Source organism: Neisseria sp. HMSC061H08, assembly GCF_001836795.1.
GTDB lineage: Bacteria > Pseudomonadota > Gammaproteobacteria > Burkholderiales > Neisseriaceae > Neisseria > Neisseria subflava_A.
Genome location: NZ_KV830575.1, coordinates 149,841 through 165,376, shown reverse-complemented (window position 1 = coordinate 165,376; position 15,536 = coordinate 149,841). Strand labels below are relative to the sequence as shown.

Sequence of the window (15,536 nt, the reverse complement as noted above, 5' to 3'; positions counted from 1 at the left end):
AAACCGCAAGCCCATCAGCCTGCGGTTTTTTATTGTCAAAATTATTCGAGAACGTATCCGTCTGTATCCCAAAAGGTTTTTTTCACCAACTGGTCGTCTTTATACACCAACTCGGATTTCTTCGCACCATCATCATACCAATCCAAAATAATGCCGCTGCGTTTGCCGTTACGAATACTCAATTCAGACACGATGCGGCCATTTTCATCCCAACTGATGATCTCCGTTGGTTTGTCATTGCTCATCATCATTTCGGTTTTCGGGCTGCCGTCTGAATACCATTGTTTCCAATGACCATTGGCTTTATCGTGCTTAAACTGGATTTCGCTTTCTTTCACACCATTTCGGTAATAGCGGGAACCCACGCCTTCACTCAGACCATTTTGATAAGGCATTACCGCAGATTTTTTGCCGTTTGGATACCAGTTGACCCATTCGCCATGCGGTTTGCCGTTGCGATAACTGCCAACCATCTTTTTCTGACCGTTGAAATGCCACAGGGTCAGCGTACCGTTATCCAACGCCGGCACAAATACCTTAATCTGACTGGCAGGTACTTCGTAAGGATCAGAATATTTTTTCATCGATGGATAGTAAAAATCCTGCACCTGCGCCTTGCCTGCCTCAATCTTGTATTGGCGGACATAAGCAACCGAAGGCATGGTCGCCGTCAGTTTACCGTTTTGATTGAAATAAACGGTATGTTGCTGGGCAAAGGCGGCAACGGGCATACTGAACAAAGCAGCAGCCAACAGGCCTAATTTTAAATAATTATTCATAATATGGAGTTTGGCAGTATATGTTCTACAAAAAGTCAGTAATAAAAATCCACTGACATTAGAAACTATGACAAATATTATAAGCCATAGTTTCAAAGCCTGCTTGGATTTCACAGCCGACATATCATAGGCATTTGTATTTTCTTAAAACATTAAAGACATTACAAAACAGAGGTCGTCTGAATTTTTTTTCAGACGGCCTCTGTTTCAATTACATTAAAACAATTTATTCTTCACCCAACAATTGCTCACGGGTCAATAAGAATACAAACCCGTCGCCACCGCTGGTTTCCAACCAAGTAAACGGCAATTCCGGATAAGCCGCTTCCAATACTTCGCGGTTGTGGCCGATTTCAACCAACAATACACCTTTCGGATTCAAATATTTCGCAGCCTGCAAAATGATTTGGCGTGTAGCATCCAAACCATCTTCTCCACTACCCAAAGCCAATTCCGGCTCATGCAGGTATTCATCAGGTAACGCCTCCACAGATTCCGCATCGACATAAGGCGGATTAGAAACAATCAAGTCGTAGGTATCATCCAGACCTTCAAACAAATCGGTATGCACCAAGCTGATGCGGTCTTCTAAGCCATAATCTTCAATATTGATCGCGGCCACTTCTAGCGCATCCAAGCTCAAATCAACGGCATCGATTTGTGCGTCAGGATAGTGATGCGCCATTTGAATGGCCAAACAGCCGCTACCGGTACACAAATCCAAAGCTCGATGTACCAACTCATCGTGTTCAATCCAAGGACGGATACCGTCGCCCAGCAATTCGTAAATGAAAGAACGAGGCACGATAACGCGCTCATCAACATAAAAATCAAACTCGCCCTGCCATGCCTGATGCGTCAGATACGCGGCAGGAATATGCTCCACTGCGCGGCGTTCGAGAATGGACAATACCTCTTCCTTCTCACTTTGCAACAATTTGGCATCCAAATAAGGCTCCAACGTATCCAAAGGCAGGTTCAAAGTATGCAAAATCAGATAGGCTGCCTCGTCATGGGCATTATCGCTTCCGTGTCCGAAAAACAGTCCGGCATCGTTAAAACGGCTGACGGCGAAACGCAGCAAATCGCGAACAGTGGTCAGCTCTTGAGCAGCTTGGTTGAACATAATGTTTTGTCTTATCAATTTAAGAATGTTGAAATTATAACAGAAAGGCCGTCTGAAAACTTTTCAGACGGCCTTCGATTTAATTCAGCTTAAGATTATTTATCGCGGCTGAATACGATTTTGGTAGCTTGGATAGCAACACAGACAGCACCACCGATGAAGATCAAGTCAGCAGCGGTACGAACCCAACGCAGGGTATCCAAGATTTCCATTTGCAGGAACTCTTCGCTACGCGCATACCACAGACCGTGAGTGATAGAAGCGTAAGCTTGAATCACGCCGACCGGCAACAGGCTGATGGCAATCATACCCACCAGACCGCCGTTCAGCAGCCAGAAGCCCCAAGTCATCAGTTTGTCGTCAAATTGAACATTAGGTTTCAGGTAGCGTGCAACCAGCAATACGAAGCCCAGAGCCAAGAAACCATACACACCGAACAGAGCTGCGTGAGCGTGAACTGCAGTAGTGTTCAGACCTTGGATGTAGAACAGGGAAATCGGCGGGTTAATCAGGAAGCCGAATACGCCGGCACCGATCATGTTCCAGAAGGCAACTGCTACGAAGCACATCAGAGGCCAACGCAGACGTTTTGCCCAGTCGGACAGGTGTTGGTAAGACCAGTGTTCGTAAGCTTCACGACCCAGCAGAACCAAAGGTACAACTTCCAAAGCGGAGAAACATGCACCGATTGCCATAGAAGCAGAGGTAGAGCCGGAGAAGTACAAATGGTGCAATGTACCTGGGATACCGCCCAACATGAAGATTGCAGCAGCTGCCAGAGTAGAAGCAGTAGCAGTACTACGGCGGACAAAGCCCATGTTGTAGAAGATGAATGCGAAGGCTGCAGTAGCGAACACTTCGAAGAAGCCTTCTACCCACAGGTGAACCACCCACCAACGCCAGTATTCCATCACTGCGATTGGAGATTTCTCACCGTAGAACAGGCCAGGAGCATAGAACGCACCCACACCGACCATAGAAGCTACGAAGATAGCCAACAAGTTTTTGTCTGTACCTTTTTCTTTAAAGGCAGAGATGGTGCAACGCAACATCAGGAACAGCCACAACAGCAAGCCGACCATCAGCAGAAGTTGCCAGAAGCGACCCAAATCCAAGTATTCGTAACCTTGGTGACCGAACCAGAAGTTCAGCTCAGGTGGAATGATGTGAGTCAAAGCAAAGAAGTTACCTGCGTAAGAACCGCCGACTACGATGAACAGAGCGATGTACAGGAAGTTCACACCGGCACGTTGGAATTTAGGATCTTTACCGCCGTTCACAATCGGAGCCAAGAACAGACCTGCTGTCAGGAAGCCGGTTGCAATCCAGAAAATAGCGGATTGGATGTGCCAAGTACGGGTCAATGCATATGGGAACCAGTCGGCCATTTCAAAGCCCAGTGCGGTATCGATACCGTAGAAGCCTTGACCTTCGACAGTATAGTGAGCGGTCAAACCACCCAACAGTACTTGTACGACAAACAGCGCAACAGTCAGGAATACATATTTGCCCAACGCTTTTTGAGAAGGAGTCAGTTGTACTTTAGAGATAGGATCTTCAGTAGGTACTTCAACCTCTTCATGTTTGGTCAAGAAAGAGTAACCCCACATCAGCAAGCCGATACCCATCAGCAACAATACCACGCTGGTGAAAGACCACATGTAGTTTTCAGTAGTCGGTACGTTGTTGATCAAAGGCTCGTGCGGCCAGTTGTTGGTGTAAGTGAAATTCTCGTCAGGACGGTTGGTCGAAGCAGACCAAGAAGTCCAGAAGAAGAAGTTGAACAGTTTTTCACGCGCTTCTTGGCTTGGCAATGTGTTGTTTTTCATTGCAAAGTGTTCGCGAGTGGTTTGGAACTTAGGATCGTCGCTGTACACACCATGGTAGTAAGGCAGGATGCTTTCGATCGCTTTCACGCGGGTTTCGCTGACAACGACAGAACCATCTTCCTTAACACGGCTTTGGTTGCGGTATTCGTCAGCCAAACGGGTTTTCAGAACAGCTTGTTCTTCAGGAGAAACTTCGTCAAATTTTTTGCCGTAAGTTTCTTGCGCAGTCAGATCCAACCATGCAACCAGCTCGCGGTGCAGCCAGTCGGCAGTCCAGTCCGGAGCTTGGTATGCACCGTGACCCAATACAGAGCCGACTTCCATACCGCCGGTAGTTTGCCATGCAGATTGACCTGCCAAAATATCGTCTTTGGTCATCAGGACTTTGCCGGATGCAGAAACGATTTGTTCAGGGTATGGCGGAGCCTTCTTATAGACTTCGCTACCCATATAACCAAGAATGGTAAAGCATACTGCCAGTACGGCAAACAGCAAGTACCAAAGCTTCTTGTACTGTCCCATTTTAAGTACTCCTTAATTTTGGTAAAAAGTGGTTGGGTATTAATTCATCAAATATGAATGTTAAAGATTGTATCACGGTTTAATAAGTAAAGAAATATTTTGTCAATAATATTCCTTTAAAACCATTAACTTATATGATATTGATTCCCATTTAGCTATACAAGCCCTCCTTTATCGTATTTTATGTTAAGTTTTCGCTAACATTTTTACACAAAAATAAACTTTTCGATGTATTTTTTTATACTTCTAAAGGAGTATTTAGGTAGTAAAAGATTCATATTCCCTGAACAATTTGATTTACATCAAAATATGACCAAACAAGCGCCTACATAATCATACAAAACTTCGAACCATCCTATCAGGATTCTTAACTTTTCTTACTATAAGGAAACTTTAAACATGAAACGCCAAACCTTAGCCGCACTTATCGCTTCTGTATTTGCATTGGCCGCATGCGGCGAGCAAGCTGCTAAACCTGCTGAAACTCCAGCTGCTACCGCTTCTGCTGAAGCTCCTGCTGCTTCCAACTCACAAGCTGCTGCAGAAACTCCTTCTTCAGAACTGCCTGTAATCGATGCTATCGTAACTCACGCTCCGGAAGTTCCACCTCCAACTGATCGCGACCATCCGGCTAAAGTACGCGTTAAAATGGAAACCGTCGAAAAAACCATGACCATGGAAGACGGTGTTGAATACCACTACTGGACATTCAACGGCGACGTTCCAGGTCAAATGATCCGTGTACGCGAAGGCGATACCGTAGAAGTAGAATTCTCTAACAATCCTTCTTCTACCGTTCCTCATAACGTTGACTTCCACGCTGCAACCGGTCAAGGCGGTGGTGCAGAAGCTAGCTTTACTGCTCCTGGCCACACTTCTACCTTCAGCTTCAAAGCACTGCAAGCTGGCTTGTACATCTACCACTGTGCCGTTGCTCCTGTAGGTATGCACATCGCCAACGGTATGTACGGTTTGATCTTGGTTGAACCTAAAGAAGGTCTGCCTAAAGTGGACAAAGAGTTCTACATCGTACAAGGCGACTTCTATACTAAAGGTAAAAAAGGTGCTCAAGGCTTGCAACCTTTCGATATGGATAAAGCGATTGCTGAACAACCTGAATACGTTGTATTCAACGGTCACGTAGGCTCTATCGCAGGCGACAACGCTCTGAAAGCTAAAACTGGTGAAACTGTTCGTATGTACGTTGGTAACGGTGGTCCTAACTTGGTATCTTCTTTCCACGTTATCGGCGAAATCTTCGACAAAGTATATGTTGAAGGTGGTAAACTGATTAACGAAAACGTACAAAGCACTGTGATTCCTGCCGGTGGCGCCGCCATGATCGAATTCAAAGTCGACGTTCCAGGCAGCTACACTTTGGTTGACCACTCTATCTTCCGTGCGTTCAACAAAGGTGCTTTGGGTCAATTGAAAGTTGAGGGTGATGAAAACCCTGAAATCATGACCAAAAAACTGAGCGACACCGTTTACCAACCTGCCGGTGCTGCCACTTCTGCTCCAGCAGCTGCGTCTGGTGCTTCTGAAGCCGCTAAATAATCTCTCGGTTTTTAATACGCCAAGCCACTGCTGCCCTACTCTTTAGAGCCGCAGTGGCTTCCATCACGATTAATCTTCCTGTTCAAATCAGACAGATTGATTTTTCAGACGGCCTTGTTATGATTAGGCTATCTGAAAAATAAATTTTCTGTTTCAATCGATAATAAGGGCGTACCATGAAACTCATACAACTCCTCCTCTTAGGCAGTGCCTTAATCTGCGGCAATACATTTGCTGCCGAAATGGTAAAAATCGAAGGAGGCAGCTACCGTCCTCTCTATCTCAAAAAAGAAACTTCCCTTATTAAAGTCAAACCCTTCCAGCTTGACAAATATCCGGTGACTAATGCTGAGTTTGCCGAATTTGTGAACACGCATCCGCAATGGCAAAAAGGCAAAATCAGTTCCAGACATGCTGAAAAAGCTTACCTGAAACATTGGGTAAAGAACGGCAGCAACAGTTTTGCTCCTAAAGCCAGCGAACTCAAACATCCGGTAACCAATGTTTCATGGTTCGCCGCGAATGCTTACTGTGTTTCCAAAGGTAAACGCCTGCCGACTATTGACGAGTGGGAATTTGCAGGCTTGGCTTCTGCCACTCAAAAAGACGGCTCTGCCGAGCCTGGCTATAACCGCACCATCTTGGATTGGTATGCAGACGGCGGTCGCAACGGTCTGCGCGACATCGGTAAAAACAAACCCAACTATTGGGGCGTATATGATATGCACGGCCTGATTTGGGAATGGACTGAAGACTTCAACAGCAGCCTGCTCTCGTCAGGCAATGCCGATACGCAAATGTTTTGCAGTGGCGCATCCGTAGGTTCAAGCGATCCGTCCAACTATGCAGCATTCTTACGCTACGGCATCCGCACCAGTCTGCAGTCCAAATATGTTTTAAATAACTTGGGCTTCCGTTGCGCAAGCAAATAAAGTTTAGTTTTTATCACCAAAGCAGCTTTGGCGGTACTGAAAGGTATCGCCGCTTTTTTTGGCCGTCTGAAAAGATATGGCGCACAAAGACAAATTGTGGCATAATCCGCCCGTCTTTATAAAAAGGCACTTAGGAGTTTGCTTAGGTCGTTCGGCTTGGCAAACTTGTCCGAACCTGAAAAGGTTCTTTTATTTTCGGAGTTATCCATCATGGCATTGACCGTAGAACAAAAAGCACAAATTGTTAAAGATTTCCAACGCAAAGAAGGCGATACCGGCTCTTCTGAAGTACAAGTCGCTCTGTTGACTTTCCGCATCAACGACCTGACTCCTCACTTCAAAGCCAACCCTAAAGACCACCACAGCCGTCGCGGCCTGTTGAAAATGGTTAGCCAACGTCGTCGCCTGTTGTCTTACCTGCGTCGTACTCAGCCTAATACTTACCGTACACTGATTACCCGCCTGGGTCTGCGTAAATAATTTATGCTTAAATCAACACCGCCTTCGGGCGGTGTTTTTTATTAACATACCGATGCCGTCTGAAACACAGGCCCCCGCTCTGTGTTATACTTCCACACGCTTAAGCAGCAAGGCTTAAACTTCCAATCACTCCTTAAAGCTCCCATCAAAGCGAGAATCTGAATTGTCTGTTCATTCCATGTTGCACTCAGGAAAATTTTGGCTGAAAACCCTGGTTTTCAGCATTGCCGTGCTTTTATGCCTCGCGGCGGTATTGAGTGCCTTAATGTTCCGCATATTCAATACAGAAAACATCGACGCATTCATACAGAAAAACTTTTCTGCCCATGGCTGCCAAGTCAAATACAACGCCAATATCAGCAGAAAATGGCTGCCGCGCCCTACGCTTATTTTAAAAGACCTCAGCCTTTCATCTTCCGAACCAGACACGCCGACGCTGAACATTGCCGAATCCAAAATGGGCTTTGGCTGGAGCAGCCTATGGTCAGACGCCCCCATTCTTGAAAAATGGATTCTTTCCAATCCGTCGCTGACATTGGGCCCCAAGAACCACCTGCCTGCCTGCCTGCAACAAAACCATGCATCAAAAGAAAGCTTCCAGCTCAACCGTGTCATCATCAATAGCGGCAGCATCCGCTATCACAATAAAGAGCAGGATATTGCTTTAAACGATCTGCAATTTTCCCTGCGCAGAGCCGATTCAGACGGCCGTCCATTCGATATCAGCGGCACACTGCAAAACATAGGCAACCCTATCAGTTGGCAAGGCGCCGGCCATCTTGTACAAGATGATGCCGGCTGGAGCATTCCCGCCCTCAAATTAAACCTGCAAACCGTATTACTCAAAAACAAGCTGGATGCCCAAATCGCAGGCAGCCTTAATTGGCAAAACCAAACCGCCCTACTCCGCGACTTCAATCTGCAAGCCGAAAGCGACTATCAAAACTTGCATATCAATGCACGTTCGCCCCTTTTGCAGTTTAAAAACGGCTATTTGCACCTCAATACACTCAACGGCGCATTGACCGCCGGCAGTGAAAACAACCAATGGGACGGTTCATTCAAACTGGACAAAGCCAACCTCTATCCAACCGTTTTGACTGCCGCCAATTTTGAACTCAAAGGCAGCCATAAAAACGACCGCCTCCAAACCAACTTTACCTTTTCCAGCCCGTTGGTTTGGCAAAAAGGCAAAGGCATCGATGCGCCCAAACTGCACCTCAGTACCCTGCAAGACACCATCAACCGCCTTCCCCGCCCCCGATTCATCAGCACCCTCGAAGGACAGGCCAATTTCAGCCTCAATACATGGGAAGGCCGTCTGAAAGGCGCATTTGACAGACAAGCCCTCGCCTTGGCCTTTAAATACCAACGCGATGCCCAGCCGCACCCGCACCTTGACGCCGGTATCGCCTTACAAAAACTCAATCTGACCCCTTACTTGGAAGACCTGAAAACCCAGCCATCACTGAATCTTCCTTCCCTGTTAGCCAAATCCTGGTTGCCCGACATTGAGGCCAACCTCCAAATCGGCAGCATTCAAACTGCCGGCCTGCAATTAGAAAACATCGAATCCCTGCTCACCGCCGATAAAGAACATATCGCCCTGCACCGTTTCAAAGCCGGGCTTTATGGCGGCAAAACCGAGGGCGGCCTGAGTATTGCGGCAACCCAACCTGCTTCCTACCACCTTCAGCAAAACGCAAAAGGCATACAAATTCAGCCGTTGCTGCAAGACCTGTTCGGTTTCCACAGCTTCAGCGGCAGCGGCGACGCCGTTATCGATATTAAAACCACCGGCAACGACCGCGCCCAAATGATACAAGCCCTAAACGGCAGCCTGCTCCTCGATATTACCAACGGTGCATGGCACGGTATTGATATGGACAGCATTCTGAAAAACGGCATCTCTTCGGAAAAAATCGACAACAGCAACCTTAAAACCCCTTTCCATCATTTCACCCTCAATAGTGAAATCGAGAAAGGCATCAGCCATCATATCAATACCGAACTGTTTTCCGACAGCTTGCACGTTGTCAGCAGCGGCTATACCGATTTGAATACCCAAAAACTATCGGAAAACCTGCTTATCAGCAACGTGCTGCAACCTAAAAACAAACCGATTCCCCTAAAAATCGGCGGAACCGTACAAAACCCTTCCATTACCCTCGACTACAGCCGCTTGACCAATGGCATGAACACACCAGCAGAAAAACAAAAAGCCCTGCAAGAAACCATACAAGAACAATGGAAGTGGCTCAAACCACGCTAGGTTTTCAAGTCAAAGGCCGTCTGAAACCCCAAAAGTTTCAGACGGCCTTTTAACAGATGCCTTGTCAGAATAAGATGTTTACTTAGGAATGACCATATACACAATCAGTGCAACAATGATGGCAAACCATATCGCCAACATAGCCTTTTTTGGAGAGTTTTCTTTCTCTCCAATCGAGCCTCAATATTTCTATCGTCCCCTCAAACATAGACTCAATTATTTCCATCAATATTTGGAGTAGAAATTCCAATAAATCCGACATCTACAAACCCAAACTCTCCCAAATCTCATCGATTTTGGCCGTAACGGCAGGGTCTTTTTTGATCACACGTCCCCATTCGCGGTCGGTTTCGCCCGGCCACTTGTTGGTCGCATCCAAACCCATTTTGCCGCCGAGTCCGCTGACGGGGCTGGCGAAGTCGAGATAGTCGATGGGCGTGTTTTCTACCAAAACGGTGTCGCGCACAGGGTCCATGCGCGTGGTTACCGCCCAGATGACTTCTTTCCAGTCGCGCACGTTCACGTCGTCATCGACCACGATGATGAATTTGGTGTACATAAACTGGCGAAGGAACGACCAGCAGCCCATCATCACGCGCTTGGCATGTCCGGCGTATTGTTTTTTCATGCTGACCACTGCCATGCGGTAGGAGCAGCCTTCTGGTGGCAGGTAGAAATCGGTGATTTCGGGGAACTGCTTTTGCAAAAGCGGTACGAACACTTCGTTCAACGCCACGCCCAAAACGGCAGGCTCATCGGGTGGTTTGCCTGTGTAGGTCGAATGGTAAATCGGGTTTTCTCGCATGGTAATGCGCTCGACCGTAAACACAGGGAAATGATCCTGCTCATTGTAATAGCCGGTGTGGTCGCCGTATGGGCCTTCCAACGCGGTTTCGTTCGGATGAATCACGCCTTCTAATACGATTTCTGCACGGGCAGGCACTTGCAAATCGTTGCCGATACATTTCACCAGTTCCGTCCGTGAGCCGCGCAACAGTCCGGCAAACTGGTATTCGCTCAAAGTATCGGGAACAGGCGTTACCGCTCCCAAAATGGTGGCAGGGTCACAACCGAGCACAACGGCGACGGGATACGGCGTATCGGGATTGAGTTTGCGGAATTCCTGATAATCCAACGCGCCGCCGCGATGCGACAGCCAGCGCATAATCAGCTTATTTTTGCCGATTAATTGTTGGCGGTAAATGCCGAGATTTTGGCGTTTTTTGTGCGGACCACGCGTTACAGTCAAGCCCCATGTTACCAGCGGCGCAACGTCTTCCGGCCAGCAATGCTGAATCGGAAGTTTATACAAATCTACGTCTTCGCCTTCCCATACAATTTCCTGACATGGCGCGTTTTTCACCACGTTCGGCGCCATGCTCCAAATATCTTTCAGCAACGGCAATTTGGGAAACGCGTCTTTAATGCCTTTGGGCGGTTCGGGTTCTTTCAGATACGCCAGCGTCTGCCCGATTTCGCGCAGCTTGGACACGCTGTCCGCGCCCATGCCCAACGCCACGCGTTCGGGCGTGCCGAACAGATTCGCCAACACGGGATAATCATAACGCGTACCGTCAGGCTTAATCGGGTTTTCAAACAACAACGCCGGCCCTTCGGCACGCAGCACGCGGTCGGCGATTTCAGTCATTTCCAAATGCGGCGACACCGGATGCTGAATGCGCTTGAGTTTGCCATCAGCTTCCAATCCGGCGATAAATTCTCGCAAATCTCTGTATTTCATGATTTCATTTTCCTGAACAGGCCGTCTGAAAACAGACTGCCATTTCGGGTTTGAAAGATAAACCAGCGGCTATTGTACCTGCCAAATCTGTTCAAATCCCAACTTTCCACGTCCGAATTTCGAGATTTTTTGCAAACTACCGTCAAATTTAAACAATATCTGCTTGTGATTGCTTTCAGACGGCCTTATCTTTGGTAAAATTCCAACTTAATTCAGTCATCAATCAATATCTATCGTGGGACGGCGGCCATGTTTGCATTTTTAGAATCTTTTTTCGTTGAATACGGCTATGCGGCCGTGTTTTTCGTTTTGGTTATTTGCGGCTTCGGCGTGCCGATTCCTGAAGATTTGACACTGGTAACCGGCGGCGTGATTTCCGGATTGGGTTATACCAATTCGCATTGGATGGTTGTCGTCGGTATGCTCGGCGTATTGGCGGGTGATGGATTTATGTTTGTTGCCGGACGCGTGTGGGGGCAGAAAATCCTCAAGTTCAAACCTATTGCCCGCGTGATGACGCCCAAACGCTATGCCCAAGTACAGGAAAAATTTGACAAATACGGCAACTGGGTTTTATTCGTCGCCCGCTTCCTGCCCGGCCTGCGTACCGCTGTTTTCGTGACCGCCGGCATCAGCCGCAAGGTTTCCTACCTGCGCTTTATCCTGATGGACGGCTTGGCCGCGCTGATTTCCGTTCCTGTTTGGATTTATCTGGGCGAATACGGCGCACGCAATACCGACTGGCTGATGGAAAAAATGCACAGCCTGCAATCCGGTATCTTTACGGTACTGGGCATCGGTGCAGTCATTGTCGTCTGGATTTGGTGGAAAAAACACCGCCGCCATACCTTCTTCCGTGAAAAATTACACGAAAAACGCGCTGCAAAAGCCAAAAAACAAGCCAATCAATAAACCATTCCAGGCCGTCTGAAACACTTCCCCTCTTTCAGACGGCCTCTATCATTCATCAGAAACACCATGAAACAAAAAATCTTCGTCCTCTACACCGGCGGCACCATCGGCATGACCCAAAGCAGCGTCGGCCTGCGTCCCGACACCGCTCTCGTCGATAAAGCCCTTGCCCCCTTTTCAGACGGCCTTGATTTCGAATGGCACGTTTGCCAGCCGCTTATCGATTCTTCCGCAGTAACGCTGCAAAACCAACGCGACTGGTTGGAACTTATTATCGCCAAGCTGCCTGACTATGACGGCATTTTGGTGCTACACGGCACGGATACCATGACGTACACCGCCAACCTCTTCGCCCTTTCGCTGCAAGGTTTGGACAAACCCGTTATCCTGACCGGCTCGCAATGGCCTTACGATGCCGCCAACAGCGATGCACCGCGCAACCTTGCCACCGCCGTTTCCGCTTTCTCGCTCAAACTCAAACAAGTGGCGATTGCCTTTGACGGCAAGCTCTTCCCAGCCGTCGGCAGCAGCAAGGTCAGCACCGAAACCTCCGCAGGTTTTGACAACCTGCATTTTGGCGCACTCGCCGAATGGGAGGAAAACAAAGGTTGGCATAATATCCGCACCGCCCCGACCCAACATTCAGACGGCCTCAAACCGCGTCTTCCAAATCCTGAAGCCAAAGTTTCCGTCCGCACGCTGATTCCTGGTTATGCCGCGCAAGAACTTTCAGACGGCCTGCCCAACCTTTCCGCACAAGCCCTAATCCTGCAAAGCTACGGCCACGGCAATGCACCGAGCAACGATGCGTTTGTCCGATCCGTTCAAGCCTTTACGCAACAAGGCAAACTGCTGCTCAACATCAGCCAAGTGCCGCAAGGTTGCGCCGCCGCCGTTTATGCCCAAGGCGATGCTTTGCGTCAGGCAGGTATTATCAACGGCGGTAAATGCAACCTGGAGACCGCCACTGCGCTGATGACCCTTGCCGTATCGCATGACTGGAATGCGGATAAGGTGCAACAAGAATTGCGACAATTAAATCTGCTGTAACCGCCATTAAACATGACTTTCACCGACACACACTGTCATCTTGCCGATCCTAAACTTGCCGACACGCTGCCTGCCGTGCTTGCCGAAGCGCAAGCCGTCGGTGTCGCGCGTTTTATCGTACCGGCTACATCTCCGAAAGATTGGCAGGCAATTGCGCAGTTGGAAAGGCCGCCTGAAAACATCCATATCGCTTTGGGCATTCATCCGTGGTTTTCAGACAGCCTCAACGAGGCGGCATTCCAAGAGTTAGAGTCCGAATTAATCCGGCATCCGAAAGCATGGGTTGGTGAAATCGGCTTGGATTTTTATGGCAAAGAGCAAACCCAAGCACAACGCAACACGCAGACTGACGTCTTTATCCGCCAACTTACCCTCGCCCAACACCTCAACCGCCGCGTCATCATTCATAATCTGAAAGCCACCGCCGCCATTGCCGCCGCCGTCAAAACCGCCGGTTTCACGCTAGGCGGTATTGTTCACGCCTTCTCCGGCAGCGTAGAAGAAGCGCGGATTTTGGTAAAACTCGGCTTCAAAATCGGTATAGGCTCACTGCTGCTCAATCCCAATGCCAAAAAAGTCCGTACCGCCTTACAAGCCTTAGATGACATGGATTTCGTTCTTGAAACCGACAGCCCTTTTATGCTCGGCCATGAAACCAATACCCCGGCTAACATCCACCGTATCGCCGAAATTGCCGCCGAACTGCGCGGCGTACCGCTGACACAACTGGCTGAAATAACCGAGCAAAACGTGGATTCCCTGCTCCATACTTCCCCTTAATATGCCGACCTCAAGGCATCAAAAAGCCTCGCCCGGCCGCTCCGTTTCCAAACGGACACACTCAGCCCTCCCTACCCCATATTCATGAATAAAAAGCGATACAAGGTCGTCTGAAAAAATGTTTTTGGCACAAAATATCGTTCACTCCGTCATCTCGGCTTTTTAACACCGTATTTTCCCTTTGATTGATAAAAAGTATTACGCATATTATTGGGCAAACTTTTTATTTACGTTAAAATATGCTTTTTTTTGATAATAAGGCCGTCTGAAAAAGGCGGAAACTAATTATGACTGAACAACATACACACGCTTCCACCTGGAAGAGCAAAATCAATGCTCTGGGCCCGGGTATCATGATGGCTTCGGCGGCAGTCGGCGGCTCGCACCTGATTGCCTCCACGCAGGCAGGCGCACTTTACGGCTGGCAGCTTGCGCTGATTATTATTCTGACCAACCTGTTCAAATACCCGTTTTTCCGCTTCAGCGCACATTACACGCTGGACACAGGCAAAAGCCTGATTGAGGGCTATGCCGAAAAAAGCCGCGTTTATTTGTGGGTATTTTTGATTTTATGTATTGCATCGGCAACGATTAATGCCGGTGCAGTCGCCATCGTTACCGCCGCCATCGTCAAAATGGCAATCCCGTCGCTGACTTTCGATACCGGCATGGTATCCGTCATGATTATGGTTTCCTGCCTGCTGATTTTGGCAAGCGGCCGCTATAAAGCATTGGACAACGTTTCCAAAATCATCATCGTCAGCCTGACCATCGCCACCGTCGCCGCAGCCGCCGTGGCCATGTCCCGCGGCATGCAGATGAAACCCGACTTTATCGAGCCTACCCCATGGACACTGGCAGGCTTGGGCTTCCTCATCGCGCTGATGGGCTGGATGCCTGCACCGATTGAGATTTCCGCCATTAACTCTTTGTGGGTAACCGAAAAACAACGCATCAACCCTTCCAGCTACCGCGACGGTATTTTCGACTTCAATGTCGGCTACATCACCAGCGCAGTGTTGGCGGTCGTCTTCTTGGCCTTGGGTGCATATGTCCAATACGGCAACGGAGAGGAAGTGCAAATGGCGGGCGGCAAATATGTCGGTCAGCTGATTAATATGTACGCCGTGACCATCGGCGAATGGTCGCGTCCACTGGTGGCATTTATCGCCTTTGCCTGTATGTACGGCACGACGATTACCGTAGTGGACGGCTACGCCCGCGCGATTGCCGAACCGGTACGCCTGCTGCGTGGTAAAGACAAAACCGGCAATGCCGAATTGTTTGCATGGAACATTTGGGTCGCAGGCTCAGGCTTGGCCGTGATTTTCTGGTTCAACAGCGCAATGGCCGAGCTGCTCAAATTCGCCATGATTACCGCTTTCGTTGCCGCCCCAGTGTTCGCTTGGTTGAACTACCGCCTCGTCAAAGGCGACAAACGCCACAAACTGACGATGGGCATGAACTTCCTCGCCATTATCGGTTTGATTTATTTGACCGGCTTTACCGTTTTGTTCCTACTGAACCAAACAGGCATCTTGGCTGCACCTAAATAA

At 48.6% G+C, this 15,536-nt stretch carries 12 protein-coding genes; 8 read left to right on the top strand and 4 right to left on the bottom strand.

Annotated elements, in window-relative coordinates; translation table 11 throughout:
* Positions 1–41: 41 nt before the first annotated feature.
* From HMPREF2675_RS05865 to HMPREF2675_RS05855, 3 genes are all read right to left on the bottom strand, one after another.
* The gene (locus HMPREF2675_RS05865) at positions 42–731 is read right to left on the bottom strand and encodes a toxin-antitoxin system YwqK family antitoxin (protein WP_231900181.1); all 690 of its coding nucleotides are present in this window, start codon (positions 729–731) and stop codon (positions 42–44) included.
* A gap of 274 nt (positions 732–1,005) precedes the next feature.
* Complete coding sequence (gene prmB / locus HMPREF2675_RS05860) at positions 1,006–1,905, bottom strand: 50S ribosomal protein L3 N(5)-glutamine methyltransferase (protein ID WP_070814379.1); 900 nt, start codon at positions 1,903–1,905, stop codon at positions 1,006–1,008.
* A 95-nt stretch (positions 1,906–2,000) separates the two neighbouring features.
* Positions 2,001–4,256 (bottom strand): nitric-oxide reductase large subunit, encoded by a 2,256-nt coding sequence (locus HMPREF2675_RS05855; protein WP_070814378.1) that lies wholly within the window; start codon positions 4,254–4,256, stop codon positions 2,001–2,003.
* Positions 4,257–4,655: 399 nt separating this feature from the next.
* Here HMPREF2675_RS05855 and nirK point away from each other — a divergent pair, with 399 nt between their 5' ends.
* From nirK to HMPREF2675_RS05835, 4 genes are all read left to right on the top strand, one after another.
* Positions 4,656–5,813, top strand: a complete 1,158-nt coding sequence (gene nirK, locus HMPREF2675_RS05850; RefSeq protein ID WP_070814377.1) for a copper-containing nitrite reductase — start codon at positions 4,656–4,658, stop codon at positions 5,811–5,813.
* Positions 5,814–5,989: 176 nt separating this feature from the next.
* Positions 5,990–6,745 carry a formylglycine-generating enzyme family protein gene (locus HMPREF2675_RS05845; RefSeq protein ID WP_070814376.1) on the top strand — a complete coding sequence of 252 codons (756 nt, stop codon included), beginning with the start codon at positions 5,990–5,992 and terminating at the stop codon, positions 6,743–6,745.
* A gap of 210 nt (positions 6,746–6,955) precedes the next feature.
* Entirely contained in the window at positions 6,956–7,225 is a 270-nt protein-coding gene (rpsO, locus tag HMPREF2675_RS05840) for a 30S ribosomal protein S15 (protein ID WP_070814375.1), read from the top strand.
* A gap of 178 nt (positions 7,226–7,403) precedes the next feature.
* On the top strand, positions 7,404–9,497 hold the full coding sequence (locus HMPREF2675_RS05835) for an AsmA family protein (RefSeq protein WP_070814374.1): 2,094 nt from the start codon (positions 7,404–7,406) through the stop codon (positions 9,495–9,497).
* Between the two features lie 262 nt (positions 9,498–9,759).
* On the opposite strand, the gene ubiD is transcribed toward HMPREF2675_RS05835, so the two are convergent.
* Positions 9,760–11,238, bottom strand: coding sequence for a 4-hydroxy-3-polyprenylbenzoate decarboxylase (gene ubiD / locus HMPREF2675_RS05830; RefSeq protein ID WP_070814373.1), 1,479 nt, complete (start codon positions 11,236–11,238; stop codon positions 9,760–9,762).
* A 249-nt stretch (positions 11,239–11,487) separates the two neighbouring features.
* Here ubiD and HMPREF2675_RS05825 point away from each other — a divergent pair, with 249 nt between their 5' ends.
* The 4 genes from HMPREF2675_RS05825 (at position 11,488) to HMPREF2675_RS05810 (ending at position 15,536) form a co-directional block, all read left to right on the top strand.
* On the top strand, positions 11,488–12,150 hold the full coding sequence (locus tag HMPREF2675_RS05825) for a DedA family protein (protein ID WP_070814372.1): 663 nt from the start codon (positions 11,488–11,490) through the stop codon (positions 12,148–12,150).
* A 66-nt stretch (positions 12,151–12,216) separates the two neighbouring features.
* Positions 12,217–13,200: an asparaginase gene (locus HMPREF2675_RS05820; protein ID WP_070814371.1), complete on the top strand. Its 984-nt coding sequence runs from the start codon at positions 12,217–12,219 to the stop codon at positions 13,198–13,200.
* A gap of 12 nt (positions 13,201–13,212) precedes the next feature.
* Positions 13,213–13,980 (top strand): TatD family hydrolase, encoded by a 768-nt coding sequence (locus HMPREF2675_RS05815; RefSeq protein ID WP_070814370.1) that lies wholly within the window; start codon positions 13,213–13,215, stop codon positions 13,978–13,980.
* Between the two features lie 287 nt (positions 13,981–14,267).
* Positions 14,268–15,536: an Nramp family divalent metal transporter gene (locus HMPREF2675_RS05810; protein WP_070814369.1), complete on the top strand. Its 1,269-nt coding sequence runs from the start codon at positions 14,268–14,270 to the stop codon at positions 15,534–15,536.

Coding starts and splice junctions, on each gene's coding strand:
- HMPREF2675_RS05835 (WP_070814374.1), top strand. CDS start 7,404: ATGTTGCACTCAGGAAAATTTTGGCTGAAAACCCTGGTTTTCAGCATT.
- nirK (WP_070814377.1), top strand. CDS start 4,656: ATGAAACGCCAAACCTTAGCCGCACTTATCGCTTCTGTATTTGCATTG.
- HMPREF2675_RS05820 (WP_070814371.1), top strand. CDS start 12,217: ATGAAACAAAAAATCTTCGTCCTCTACACCGGCGGCACCATCGGCATG.
- HMPREF2675_RS05855 (WP_070814378.1), bottom strand. CDS start 4,256: ATGGGACAGTACAAGAAGCTTTGGTACTTGCTGTTTGCCGTACTGGCA.
- prmB (WP_070814379.1), bottom strand. CDS start 1,905: ATGTTCAACCAAGCTGCTCAAGAGCTGACCACTGTTCGCGATTTGCTG.
- ubiD (WP_070814373.1), bottom strand. CDS start 11,238: ATGAAATACAGAGATTTGCGAGAATTTATCGCCGGATTGGAAGCTGAT.
- HMPREF2675_RS05815 (WP_070814370.1), top strand. CDS start 13,213: ATGACTTTCACCGACACACACTGTCATCTTGCCGATCCTAAACTTGCC.
- HMPREF2675_RS05825 (WP_070814372.1), top strand. CDS start 11,488: ATGTTTGCATTTTTAGAATCTTTTTTCGTTGAATACGGCTATGCGGCC.
- rpsO (WP_070814375.1), top strand. CDS start 6,956: ATGGCATTGACCGTAGAACAAAAAGCACAAATTGTTAAAGATTTCCAA.
- HMPREF2675_RS05865 (WP_231900181.1), bottom strand. CDS start 731: ATGCCCGTTGCCGCCTTTGCCCAGCAACATACCGTTTATTTCAATCAA.
- HMPREF2675_RS05810 (WP_070814369.1), top strand. CDS start 14,268: ATGACTGAACAACATACACACGCTTCCACCTGGAAGAGCAAAATCAAT.
- HMPREF2675_RS05845 (WP_070814376.1), top strand. CDS start 5,990: ATGAAACTCATACAACTCCTCCTCTTAGGCAGTGCCTTAATCTGCGGC.